Annotated in this window: 9 protein-coding genes; 7 read left to right on the top strand and 2 right to left on the bottom strand. The window is 63.5% G+C overall.

Annotated elements, in window-relative coordinates:
• Position 1: 1 nt before the first annotated feature.
• From F3J17_RS15070 to F3J17_RS15060, 3 genes are all read left to right on the top strand, one after another.
• Positions 2–1,330: a type II toxin-antitoxin system HipA family toxin gene (locus F3J17_RS15070; RefSeq protein WP_167059782.1), complete on the top strand. Its 1,329-nt coding sequence runs from the start codon at positions 2–4 to the stop codon at positions 1,328–1,330.
• 158 nt (positions 1,331–1,488) lie between these two features.
• On the top strand, positions 1,489–2,247 hold the full coding sequence (locus F3J17_RS15065; protein WP_167059780.1) for a response regulator: 759 nt from the start codon (positions 1,489–1,491) through the stop codon (positions 2,245–2,247).
• On the top strand, positions 2,231–3,493 hold the full coding sequence (locus F3J17_RS15060) for an ATP-binding protein (RefSeq protein ID WP_167060466.1): 1,263 nt from the start codon (positions 2,231–2,233) through the stop codon (positions 3,491–3,493). Before F3J17_RS15065 ends, F3J17_RS15060 begins: the two co-directional genes overlap by 17 nt.
• Here the strand turns inward: F3J17_RS15060 and F3J17_RS15055 are convergent.
• Positions 3,472–4,161, bottom strand: a complete 690-nt coding sequence (locus tag F3J17_RS15055; protein WP_167059778.1) for a TetR family transcriptional regulator — start codon at positions 4,159–4,161, stop codon at positions 3,472–3,474. The genes F3J17_RS15060 and F3J17_RS15055 overlap by 22 nt on opposite strands.
• A 280-nt stretch (positions 4,162–4,441) precedes the next feature.
• Between F3J17_RS15055 and F3J17_RS15050 the strand changes: the two genes are divergently transcribed.
• The 4 genes from F3J17_RS15050 (at position 4,442) to F3J17_RS15035 (ending at position 11,407) form a co-directional block, all read left to right on the top strand.
• Positions 4,442–5,680 carry an efflux RND transporter periplasmic adaptor subunit gene (locus tag F3J17_RS15050; protein WP_167059776.1) on the top strand — a complete coding sequence of 413 codons (1,239 nt, stop codon included), beginning with the start codon at positions 4,442–4,444 and terminating at the stop codon, positions 5,678–5,680.
• 11 nt (positions 5,681–5,691) lie between these two features.
• Positions 5,692–8,847 carry an efflux RND transporter permease subunit gene (locus F3J17_RS15045; protein WP_167059774.1) on the top strand — a complete coding sequence of 1,052 codons (3,156 nt, stop codon included), beginning with the start codon at positions 5,692–5,694 and terminating at the stop codon, positions 8,845–8,847.
• The gene (locus tag F3J17_RS15040) at positions 8,840–10,360 is read left to right on the top strand and encodes an efflux transporter outer membrane subunit (protein WP_167059772.1); all 1,521 of its coding nucleotides are present in this window, start codon (positions 8,840–8,842) and stop codon (positions 10,358–10,360) included. The genes F3J17_RS15045 and F3J17_RS15040 overlap by 8 nt, the downstream gene beginning before the upstream one ends.
• A 120-nt stretch (positions 10,361–10,480) precedes the next feature.
• Positions 10,481–11,407 (top strand): LysR family transcriptional regulator, encoded by a 927-nt coding sequence (locus F3J17_RS15035; protein ID WP_167059770.1) that lies wholly within the window; start codon positions 10,481–10,483, stop codon positions 11,405–11,407.
• 8 nt (positions 11,408–11,415) lie between these two features.
• Here the strand turns inward: F3J17_RS15035 and F3J17_RS15030 are convergent.
• On the bottom strand, positions 11,416–12,200 hold a 785-nt coding region (locus tag F3J17_RS15030), incomplete at its 5' end, for a DUF3138 family protein (protein WP_167059768.1).

Below are 12,200 nucleotides of genomic sequence, written 5' to 3'. Positions count from 1 at the left end.
GATGGGCCGCAAATCGCATTCGCGCACCCTGTCGATCTGGGCCAATGGCGAGCGCGTCGGCAGCTGGACGCTGACCGGCGCGGGCGAGGCCGAACTGCGTTATGACGCCCGCTGGAAAACGTCCGAAGCGGGGCGGCCATTGTCGCTTTCGCTGCCGTTCGGCGTAGGCGAGCGGCCGCTGCGCGGCACGCGCGTCTATCACTACTTCGACAATCTGTTGCCCGATAGCGCGGTGATCCGCCGTCGTATCGCGGCGCGCTTTCGCACGGACTCCATTGAAGCGTTCGATCTGCTCAAGGCGATCGGCCGTGACTGCGTGGGCGCGGTGCAACTGCTCGACGAGGACGAAACGCCCGCGCCGCTCGCGCGCATCGACGGCACGCCGCTCGACAATACCGCCATCGAAAAGCTGCTGCTGGAGACCTCGGGTGCGGTGCTGCCCGGCGCTGGCGACGCAGAAGAAGAACTGCGCATTTCGCTGGCCGGCGCGCAGGAAAAGACCGCGTTGCTCTATCACGCAGGCCGCTGGCTGCTGCCGCACGGCGCAACGCCTACCACGCACATCCTCAAGCTGCCGCTGGGTTTCATCGGCCATCGCAAGGTGGACTTCAATACCTCAGTCGAAAACGAGTGGCTGTGTCTGGCCGTGCTCAAGGCGTACGGGTTGCCGGTGTCGTCGGCGAGCATTGCGACATTTGGCGCGCAGAAAGTGCTGGCGGTCGAGCGCTTCGATCGCGCCGTCTCGCGCAGCGGCGCATTGTTGCGACTGCCGCAGGAGGATTTTTGCCAGGCGCTGGGCGTCGCGCCCCATCTCAAGTACGAAGCGCAGGGCGGTCCCGGCGTGCGCGAAATCGCCGATCTTCTGCGCCAGTCGCAGTCCGCGCGCGAGGATATCGAAACCTTTCTTGCCGCGCAGATTGTCTTCTGGATGCTGGCCGCGCCCGACGGCCATGCCAAGAACTTCAGTCTGCGTCTGCTGGCGGGCGGGCGTTTTCAACTTGCGCCGCTCTACGACGTCATGTCGATCTGGCCGGTGGAGGGTGACGGCGGCAATCAATGGTCGTGGCACAAGGCGACGCTGGCGATGGCCGTGTGGGGCAAGAGCCGCCATTACCGCATGCGCGACGTGAAACGCGTGCATTTCGACGCCACCGCGCAGTTGTGCCACTACGGGCCGGATGCCGCGCCGATCATCGAACGCCTCGTCGAACGTACGCCGAAGGTGATCGAAACCGTGGGGGCGAACCTGCCCGAAGGCTTTCCGCAACGCGTGGCCGAGCGGCTGTTCGACGGGTTGCGTTTCTCTGCGCAGCGGCTCGCGGCGTCATGACTTTCGTTGCTCGCGGCGCGGCCAGGGCAAAATAGTCTCCGAAACCAGATTCACCCCGATTCACCGTAACGACGCACCCGCCTTGCCACTGAATTCGCAGTACACAACCGTATCCCGGCACGTTGACCGTTGCCTTGCCGTTTCCGGAGGCGCACCCGATGTCCGATCCTGAATTCCAGGTCCTGCTGGTCGACGACGACGAAGCTCTGCGCGATCTTCTGCGCGTCTTCTTCCAGCAACGCAATATCGAATTTTCCGTGCTGCACGATGCGATGCAACTGGAGCGCCGTCTCGAACGCGAGCGGCCCTCGGTCATCGTGCTCGACGTGATGATGCCGGGCGTTGACGGCCTGACCGCGCTGAAGGAACTGCGCGGGCGCGGCGACCGCATTCCCGTCATCATGCTCACGGCCCGCGCCGATGGCACCGATCGCGTGGTCGGCCTCGAACTGGGCGCGGACGATTACCTGGGCAAGCCTTTCATGCCGCAGGAACTGCTCGCACGCATTCGCGCCGTGCTGCGCCGTCAGGTCGACCCCGACCGCGGCGCACCTGCCGAGCGCCGCGCGCCGTGCCGTTTTGGTCCGTTCGAGCTGAATTTCGCCACCCGCACGCTGCTGCGCGACGGCGAGCCCATCAAGCTCACCGGCAGCGAATACGCCATGCTCGAAGTGTTCGCGCTGCATCCCATGGAAACGCTCTCGCGCTCGCGCCTGCTCGACCTGCTGCATGGACCCGGCGCGGAAGTGACCGAGCGCGGCATCGACGTGCCGGTCTGGCGGTTGCGCCGCCTGATCGAAGTCGATCCGTCCAATCCGCGCCGCCTGCAAACCATGCGCGGCGTCGGCTATATGTTCGTGCCCGACGAAGACGTCGATAAACCTGCCGATGACGATGCAGATCAAGCGAACCTTTGACACGCTGTTCATCCGGCTTTCGCTGATGACGATCGGCCTGATCGTCGCAGTGCATTTCGCGGCGCTATTGCTGATCGACCAGGCGCGCGCGCGTATCGATGCACAGCGCTCGATCGACTACATGGTGGTGGCCGCGCAGGTGCGCGAGCGCGATCCGGTGCTGTCGGATCAAGTGGCGCAGACGCTGGGCATTCAGTACGTTGGCGTGGAGAAGGCGATCGCTGCCGGTTGTCCCGCGCCTTGCGCCGATACCAACGGTCCGTTGGAAGAAACGTTGCGCCCGCGCCTTGGGCCGGGCAGCCATGTCGTGGTCGAGGCTGACAACGGTGGCGTGTGGGTGCGCAAACAGGGCGCGCCGTACTGGATCGTGTTGCCTGGATTCATGCCGCCGCTCAGCCATTTCATGGGGTTTTCGGTGATTACGCTGATTGGCGCGATCATCGTGGCGGTGGTGTTCGCCTGGCAGGTGCAGCGCCCCGTGCGCTCGCTGGCGCGTGCCGCGCGCGAATATCGCATCGGTCGCGGCGTGCATCGCGTGGAGGAGGCCGGCCCGCGGGAAATACGCGAACTGGCGAGCGATTTCAACGACATGGTGAGCGAACTGGCTGAAGCGGAGCGCGAGCGCGCCGTCATGCTGGCGGGCATCGCGCACGATCTGCGCACGCCCATCACGCGCATGCAGTTGCGCGCCGATCTGCTCACCACCGACACCGATCGCGCCGCCTTCCTGCGCGAGACCGAATCGATGTCGCGCATCGTCACGCAGTTTCTGGACTTCGCGCGCGAGAGCGTGAATCACTCGGCGTTCGTGGGTGTCGACGAGCATTGCCGTCGCGACTACGGCGCGCAACAGGACGACGACGCGCTCGTTAGACTCGACCTGCGTGCGGGCGAGGGTTTTCAGTTGCCCGCTGTCGATCTCGACCGCATTCTGTCGAACCTGATTGAAAATGCGCTGACCTATGGCGAGCCGCCGGTGGAAGTGTCGACGTCACGGGAAGAAGGGCGCTACGTGCTGCGCGTGCGCGATCACGGCGCGGGCGTGCCCGAAGACGATCTGCATCGCGTGCAGCGCCCTTTCGTGCGGCTGGATGCGGCGCGCAGCGGCGAAGCCCATTGCGGGCTGGGGCTGGCGATCGTGCGCCGGCTCGTGCGTCATCACGACGGCGCGATGGACGTGACCAATGCCGCGCAAGGCGGCCTGGTCGTGACGATGAGCTTTCCTTATCCGCGCAAGGCGGGTTGAACGGTGGCGTCCACGCTATCCGCACGGCGCACCGCCTGCGGCGCAATATGATCGGGAGTGCTGAGTTGTACGCAACACAGCACCGTATCCACCACGCGCGCGACGAGCGCATCGTCCGCGCCGGGCTGGCCGCCCGCTAGTTCGCGGCAGAAGAATCCGGTGAGCGCTGCGTAGATAAAGCGCGCCGATGCATGCGTGTCGAGCGCACCGTCGATCTCGCCGCAGCGGGCCGCGTCGCCGAGCACATCGGCGATTTTCGTTTCGGCGTTTGCCACAGCCAGTTCCATCCGTTTGGCGAGGGCCGCGTTGCGGCGCACCGATTCGGCGTCCGCGAGCGCAATGCCATAGAGCCGCCGCGCCGATCGATTGCCCAGCATCCGTTTGAGCTTGCCGCGCAATGCCTGCGTGAGCCACGCCATCGGCCGCATGCTGGCGGGACGTGAGGGCAGATCGAAAGGCGCGAGCGACAGATCGGGGCGCTCGAACAGCGCTTCGAACACATCGGCCTTGCTCTTGAAATGCACGTAAATCGCGCCGCGCGTCACACCGGCTTTGGCTGCGATTTCGTCGAGCGTGGTTTGCGCGAATCCCTTGCGCGCGAATATCTGCTCCGCGCAGTCGAGCAGCGTTTTACGCAATGCGAGCGACTGCTCTCTCGTCCTTCTCATATCAGACAGCCCTTCAAATTCTCTTTACCTCGGGCGCATTCCGGCGCGCACGAACGGCATCCGACCCCGCTGCGCAGCGCCACCAGCAAGGCTTGAGCGCACGTTGGGCATCGAGTTGGGGCGATCTTACCCGTCTGTTTTACACGTTTGCTTAGTGAATCTTACGGAGCGTTTGCCTCGTAACCCAGCGCCCTGCGTGGCCGCGTACATTGCGCGTGAAGCAATGTTTAAGGGATTGGTAAGCCAGCAGGGCCGCAAGCCCGCCGCGCCTCAAGCGAATATGACAAGACATTCAGGAATTCACGCCATCACACCGGGAACGCCCATCATCCGCGCCGCCATTGCAGTTCTGTGCGCCACCATCGGTCTCGCTGCCTGCTCGGACAAGCCGCAAGCCACCGCCAACGCCACGCCGGAAGTCAACGTGCTTCGCGTGCAAACCACCGCCGTACCGGTTTCGGTCGAACTGCCGGGCCGCGTCAGCGCGCATCTGGTTGCCGAAGTGCAGGCGCGTGCAACCGGCATCGTGCTCAAGCGAACCTTCGTCGAAGGCAGCCAGGTCAAGGCCGGGCAATTGCTCTATCAGATTGACCCGGCGCCGTATCAGGCCACGCTCGACAACGCCAAGGGCGCGCTCGCCAAGGCGCGCGCGACGCTGATCGCCGCACAGGCACAGGCCGACCGTTACAAGGTGCTGGTCGCCGCCAACGCGGTCAGCAAGCAGGACTACGACAACGCCGTGGCCTCCGCAGGCGAGGCGCAGGCCGACGTGGAAGCCGACGCCGCAAGCGTCGAAACCGCGAAGATCAACCTCAGCTACACCAACGTCTATTCGCCGATCTCGGGCCGCATCGGCAAGTCGTCGGTGACGCCCGGCGCGTACGTGCAATCGAGCGGCGCAACGGAGCTGGCGACCGTGCAGCAACTCGATCCCGTCTATGTGGACCTCACGCAGTCGAGCGTCGACGGTCTGAAACTGCGCCGCGCCGCCGCCGAAGGCAAGGTCACGCTGACCGGTCCGCACGCGGCCAAGGTGCAACTGATCCTCGAAGACGGCCAGCCGTATCAGGGCGATGGCCACCTCGAATTCTCCGATGTGACGGTGGATCAGACCACCGGTTCGGTCACCGTGCGCGCCACCTTCGACAATCCGCAGAACGTGCTGCTGCCGGGCATGTACGTGCGCGCGCGCATCGATGAAGGCTACAACGAGCAGGCCGTGCTGCTGCCCGAAGCCGCCGTCCAGCACGACCAGAAGGGCAATGCTACGGCGCTCGTCGTCAATGCGCAGAACAAGATCGAATCGCGCCAGCTCACCACGGGCGGCGTGAACAACGACAACTGGATCGTCGAAAAGGGCCTCGAAGCAGGGGACCGCGTGGTCATCTCGGGCGGCATGAAAGTGCAGCCGAACGAGACCGTCAAGACCGTCGATCAAGGCGTGACGCCGACCTCGACCGTTGCGCCTGCAACAGATGCGGCTTCGGCTGCCGTGGCCGCGTCCGCCGGCGCAGTGTGAGGTTGCATTAAATGGCTCGATTTTTCATAGACAGGCCCATCTTCGCCTGGGTGATCGCGATCATCCTGATGATGACGGGCGCCGCATCCATCTTTAACTTGCCGGTGGCGCAGTATCCGACCATCGCGCCGCCTTCCATCCAGATCAGCGCGAGCTATTCGGGCGCTTCGGCAAAGACCGTCGAAGACACCGTGACCCAGGTGATCGAGCAGCAGATGAGCGGTCTCGACCATCTGCTGTATATGTCGTCGACGTCCGATGATTCGGGTGCGGCCACGATTACGCTGACCTTCGCGGCGGGCACCAATCCCGACATCGCGCAGGTGCAGGTGCAGAACAAGCTGCAGCTCGCCACGCCGGTGCTGCCAACCGTCGTGCAGGAAGCGGGCATTAAGGTCACCAAGTCCAGCAGCAGCTTCCTGATGGTGATGGCCTTCGTGTCCGCCGACGGCAGCATGGACCGCTACGACCTGGCGAACTATGTGGCTTCGCATATCGAAGACCCGCTGAGCCGCGTCGATGGCGTCGGCACGGTCACGCTGTTCGGCACGCAGTTCTCCATGCGCATCTGGCTGGACGCTAACAAGCTCAACCAGTACGCGCTCACGCCCGTCGACGTTGAAACGGCGATCACCAACCAGAACGTGCAGGTGGCGGCCGGTTCGATCGGCGGCACGCCGTCCGTGAAGGGCCAGGCGATGCAGGCGACCATCACGGAAGCGTCGTTCCTTCGTACCCCGGAAGAATTCGGCAATGTGCTGCTGAAGGTGAATCAGGACGGCTCGCAGGTGCGCCTGAAAGACGTTGCGCGCATCGAACTGGGTGGCGAAAACTATAACTTCGACACCAAGTACAACAATGCGCCGGCAGCCGGTTTCGGTATCCAGCTTGCGACGGGCGCGAATGCGCTGCAGACGCAGAAGCTGGTGCAGGCCAAGCTCGCGGAACTGTCGAAGAACTTCCCGCACGGTCTGGTGGTGAAGTATCCGTACGACACCACGCCGTTCGTGCGTCTGTCGATCGAGGAAGTGGTCAAGACGCTGCTCGAAGGCATCGTGCTGGTGTTCCTCGTGATGTATCTGTTCCTGCAGAACCTGCGTGCGACGCTGATCCCGACCATCGCCGTGCCGGTGGTGTTGCTGGGCACGTTCGCGATCATGGGCGCGGTGGGCTTCTCGATCAATACGCTGTCGATGTTCGGCCTTGTGCTCGCGATCGGCCTGCTGGTGGACGATGCGATCGTGGTGGTCGAAAACGTCGAACGGGTGATGGCGGAAGAAGGTTTGCCGCCAAGGGAAGCGACCCGCAAGGCCATGGGCCAGATCACGGGCGCGCTGGTGGGCGTGGCGCTGGTGCTCTCCGCCGTGTTCGTGCCGGTGGCGTTCTCGGGCGGTTCCGTTGGCGCCATCTATCGCCAGTTCTCGCTGACGATTGTGGCGGCGATGGTGCTGTCCGTGCTCGTCGCGCTGGTGCTCACCCCTGCGCTGTGCGCAACCCTGCTCAAGCCGATTCCCAAGGGCCATCACGAAGTCAAGAAGGGCTTCTTTGGCTGGTTCAACCGCACCTTCGACAAGAGCCGCGACAAGTATCACGGCGGCGTGCAGCACGTCATCAAGCGTTCGGGCCGCTGGTTCGTGATCTATCTGGCGGTGATCGTCGGCGTGGGCTTCCTGTTCGTGCGTCTGCCGAAGTCGTTCCTGCCCGATGAGGACCAGGGCACGATGTTCGTGCAGGTGCAGACGCCGCCGGGCTCGACCCAGGAAACCACGGCGCGCTCGCTCAAGGCCGTGGCCGACTATCTGCTCACGGACGAGAAAAACATCGTCGAATCAGTGTTCACGGTGAACGGCTTCAACTTCGCGGGCCGTGGCCAGAATTCCGGCATGGTGTTCGTGCAGATGAAGGACTTCGACAAACGCCGCGCCTCGAACGAGAAGGTGCAGGCGCTGGTGGGCCGCGTGTTCCAGCACTTCGCGAATTACAAGGACGCGACGATCATTCCGATCAACCCGCCTTCGATTCCTGAACTGGGCACGGCCTCCGGTTTCGACTTCGAGCTGACCGACAACGCCTCGCTTGGCCATGAAAAGTTGATGGCCGCGCGCAACCAGTTGCTGGCGATGGCCGCGAAGGATCCGAGTCTCGCGCTGGTGCGCCCGAACGGTCTGAGCGATACGCAGCAGTACAAGGTGGATATCGATCGCGAGAAGGCTGAAGCGATGGGCGTGTCCGCCTCCGATATCGACGATACGTTCTCGATTGCGTGGGGTTCGAAGTACATCAACAACTTCCTCGACACCGATGGCCGGATCAAGCGCGTCTACGTGCAGGCCGATGCGCCGTTCCGTATGAACCCGGACGATCTGGGCCGCTGGTATGTGCGTGGCTCGTCGGGCACGATGGTGCCGTTCAACGCCTTTGCGAAGGGCAAGTGGACCTTCGGTTCGCCCAAGCTCGAACGCTACAACGGTATTTCGGCGCTGGAAATCCAGGGGCAGGCCGCAGCCGGCAAGTCGACCGGCCAGGCAATGAGCGCGATGGAACAGCTCGCCTCGAAACTGCCGGCAGGCATCGGCTATTCGTGGACCGGTCTGTCGTTCCAGGAAATCCAGTCGGGCAGCCAGGCGCCGTTGCTCTACGCGATCTCGATCATCGTGGTGTTCCTGTGTCTGGCGGCGCTGTATGAAAGCTGGTCGATTCCGTTCGCGGTGATTCTGGTGGTGCCGCTTGGTGTGATCGGCGCGCTGCTCGCGGTGACCTTGCGCGGCCTTGAAAACGATGTGTTCTTCCAGGTGGGCCTGCTCACGACTGTGGGTCTATCGGCGAAGAACGCGATTCTGATCGTGGAATTCGCGCGCGAATTGCAGGAGCAGCAAGGGATGTCCGCCGTCGCGGCGGCGCTCGAAGCCGCACGTCTGCGACTGCGCCCGATCCTGATGACGTCGATGGCCTTCGTGCTGGGCGTGCTGCCGCTGTGTATCAGCAACGGCGCGGGTTCGGCCTCGCAGCACGCGATCGGCACAGGCGTGATCGGCGGCATGTTCACGGCCACCTTCCTCGCCATTTTCATGATTCCGATGTTCTATGTGGTCATTCGATCGAAGTTCGGCGGCGAAAAGCCGGCCAAACCCGAAGCAGCGCTCGTGCAGGAGGACGGCCATGAATAAGCTCAACTTGAGCGCGCTGGCCGCGGCGGTGGTCTGCCTGACTTCCGCCTGCACGCTGGAGCCGCATTACACGCAACCGGCTGCGCCGGTGTCCGCCGCGTATCCGACCGGGGCGGCGTACGACAGCCAGCCCACCGACGGCGCGCGCACTGCGCAGGGGCTCGCGGCGGCCGATATCGGCTGGCGCGACTTCTTCAAGGATCCGCGTCTGCAAAAGCTCATCGAGCTCGCCTTGCAGAACAACCGCGATCTGCGCGTTTCCGTGCTGAAGGTGGCGCAGGCGCGCGCGCAGTACCGCATCGAACGCGCGAACCTGCTGCCGACGCTTTCCGCGACCGGCACGGGCACCCGCACGCGTACGCCTGCGGATCTCTCGTACGTTGGCCGCGCGACCGTCTCCAGCGACTATCAGGCTGCTGCGGGCGCGTCGTGGGAGCTCGACTTCTTCGGCAAGGTGCGCAGCCTCTCGAATCAGGCGCTGCACACTTATCTGTCGACGGCGCAGGCGCGCAAGGCGGCCGAGATCACGCTGGTCTCGGAAGTCGCCGACCAGTACCTGACGATGATCGCTTACGACGACTCGCTCAAGGTCACGAAGGCGACGCTCGATTCCGCGCAGAAGTCGTATCAACTCACCAAGACGGAGTACGACACGGGCACGAGTTCGGAACTCGATCTGCGTGAGGCGCAAGGCGTCGTGCAGCAGGCGCACGCGAATTACGAAAGCCAGTTGCGTCTGCGCGCGCAGGCCGAAAACGCGCTCGTGCTGCTGGTGGGCGCGCCACTTCCGGCCGATCTGCCAGCGGGCTTGCCGCTCGATTCGCAGGATCTGCTCGCCGATATTCCGGCCAACCTGCCGAGCGAACTGCTCACGCGCCGCCCCGACATTCTTGAAGCCGAGGAAACGCTCAAGGCCGCCAACGCCAATATCGGCGCGGCGCGCGCGGCGTTTTTCCCGAGCATCAGCCTGACTGGGCAGTTCGGCTATGCGAGTGCGAGCCTGGGTTCGCTCTTCAAGCCGGGCCAGCTCGCGTGGAATTTCGGCCCGACCATCACGATGCCGATTTTCGAAGGCGGCGCGAACAAGGCGGCGCTCGATGTGGCGAAGCTGGAGAAGGACGAGGACGTGGCCGCGTATGAGAAGGCCATCCAGACGGCCTTCCGCGAAGTGGCTGATGGTCTCGCGGCGCGCGGGACGTACGACACGCAGATCAGCGATCTGCGCGACTACACCAACACCCAGCAGCGCCGTTATTCGCTGTCGGACCTCCGTTATCGCAACGGTGTGGACAGCTACCTGACGGTGCTGAGCGCACAGACGGACCTGTACACGGCGCAGCAATCGCTCATCAGCGCGAATCTGGACCGGCTGACCAATCTCGTCGATCTGTATCAGTACCTGGGCGGCGGCTGGATCGCCAATACCGGCGATGCGCCGCGCAATGCCGATTCGGATAGCACGGCCATGCAGACGTCGAAGGCCTCGCCACCTGGAGCAAGCGCGGTCCATTAAGCGAAGCGAGGGGGTTTCCCGCGTGCGGGGCAAGTGTCGTTTCCATGACTTGCCCTGCGTGCGGAATTCTGGCGTGATATCACATCGTCATGGCCATTCATTCCCTCGCGCTCGCCTGATATGGAAAGCTCCCGCCTCAATTTCTCCTTGCGCCAGCTGCGCTACTTCGTAACGGCTGCGGAAACGCTGTCGTTCACCTCCGCCGCGCGGCTGATGCATATTTCACAGCCTTCCATTTCCAGTGCGATCTCCGAACTCGAAGACGCATTCGGCATTCAACTATTCATTCGCCATCACGCCGCTGGCCTCTCGCTGACGCAGGCAGGGCGCGAATTGCTGGGCAAAACGCGCGATCTCCTGAAGAACGCCGAAGAATTGCAGTCGGTCGCCCGGGGGCTGGATACCGGCATGACAGGCACGATCGCATTGGGGTGTCTCGTTTCGCTGGCGCCGCCGCTGCTTTCCGGGCTGATCAGCCGCTTTTTGGCCGATCATGCGGGCATTGCCTTCAAAACCATGGAGGCGCACCAGGACGGCTTGTTCGAAGGGCTACACGACGGCTCGCTCGATATAGCGCTGACTTACGATATCGATCTCACCGATGACATCGAATTTCGTCCGCTAGTGCGTCTGCCGCCGTATGTGATCCTGCCGAGCAAGCATCCGCTTGCGCAACATCGCGCGGTGTCGCTGGCGAATCTCGTCGACGAACCGTATGTGATGCTCGATCTGCCGCATAGCCGTGAATATTTTTCTTCTTTATTCGATGCGATCGGGCAGCGTCCCGTGCCGGTTTTCCGCTCGTCTCAACCTGAAGTCGTGCGCGGTATGGTGGCGAATGGCCTGGGCTACAGCATTCTGAATTTCCCGCTTAAATCGACGCAAACCGTCGACGGCGAAGATTTCGTGGTGAAGCGCTTCAAGGAAAGAGTCGTTGCGACGACGCTGGGCATTGCGCATTCGCGCACGATGAAGCCGCGCATGGTGGTGCAGCGTTTCGCCTCGTTCGCCGAGGAGCTGATCAAGCACCAGTATGCGCGGCCCTGATCGGCAGTCTAGAACGAGTAGATAAACTGCGCGCCCAGCAAGTCGTTGCTCTTGCTGTACGAGCCGTCGTTACGCAGGAACACCTTCTGCGACGCCCAGTCGTGGCGATATTCCACCTTCACCGTGATCTGCTGGGTCGGGTAGAACAGCAGGTCCAGCGCTACGTCCTGACGCACCGCGCCCTTGCATTCGAAGCCGTAGCCACCGTCGGCCTTCGAATTTGCCAGGCAGTCTGCACCAATGCCGAAGCCGTTATAGGGGTCCATGCCGTTGCCGTTGAGCGCCACGCCGCCACCGCCGCCGCCGTTCTTGCTGTCGGCGAGCAGGTCGTAACGGGCGGTCACGCCCATGCGGCCCACCACCGGCGCGTTGAACTTGCGGTGCGCGAGCAGCGAGAAGCCGTACCACTGCGCGTTGCCGCCGTTATACGCGGCGCGCTGCTGCTGGCCGTAGTCGACTTCGGCGTTGTACTGGATATCCGCTGCGGTATAGCTCGCATCCATTTCACCGAAGAAGAAATAACCGCCCGAACTCGATGCCTGTCCGCCCGGACCATAGGTGACGAGGCCCGTGGTCGCATCGGTGGCACTCGACAGCGTCTGGCGGCCGATATTGAACGATCCGCCGATATCCAGCGCGCTCGACCACGTGTAATCCGCGCGGGCCGTGAAGGTCGGGATCTTGTTGCTGGTGGTGATCGGATCGCCCAGCGCGTTCGTGCCCGTCTGCGTGACCGAGCCGTAGGTGCGGTACTGCTCGTTACCCAGCATGAACTTGAAGGCCCACTGGCTGC

Source organism: Burkholderia sp. Ax-1719 (assembly GCF_011753055.1).
Classification (GTDB): domain Bacteria; phylum Pseudomonadota; class Gammaproteobacteria; order Burkholderiales; family Burkholderiaceae; genus Paraburkholderia.
Note: the sequence above shows the minus strand (reverse complement) of the source record. Positions and strands in the feature narration are given on the sequence as shown.

What these genes read in the sequence shown, in the direction of transcription:
- F3J17_RS15035 (WP_167059770.1), top strand. Translation starts at nt 10,481, where the DNA reads ATGGAAAGCTCCCGCCTCAATTTCTCCTTGCGCCAGCTGCGCTACTTC.
- F3J17_RS15065 (WP_167059780.1), top strand. Translation starts at nt 1,489, where the DNA reads ATGTCCGATCCTGAATTCCAGGTCCTGCTGGTCGACGACGACGAAGCT.
- F3J17_RS15045 (WP_167059774.1), top strand. Translation starts at nt 5,692, where the DNA reads ATGGCTCGATTTTTCATAGACAGGCCCATCTTCGCCTGGGTGATCGCG.
- F3J17_RS15040 (WP_167059772.1), top strand. Translation starts at nt 8,840, where the DNA reads ATGAATAAGCTCAACTTGAGCGCGCTGGCCGCGGCGGTGGTCTGCCTG.
- F3J17_RS15070 (WP_167059782.1), top strand. Translation starts at nt 2, where the DNA reads ATGGGCCGCAAATCGCATTCGCGCACCCTGTCGATCTGGGCCAATGGC.
- F3J17_RS15050 (WP_167059776.1), top strand. Translation starts at nt 4,442, where the DNA reads ATGACAAGACATTCAGGAATTCACGCCATCACACCGGGAACGCCCATC.
- F3J17_RS15055 (WP_167059778.1), bottom strand. Translation starts at nt 4,161, where the DNA reads ATGAGAAGGACGAGAGAGCAGTCGCTCGCATTGCGTAAAACGCTGCTC.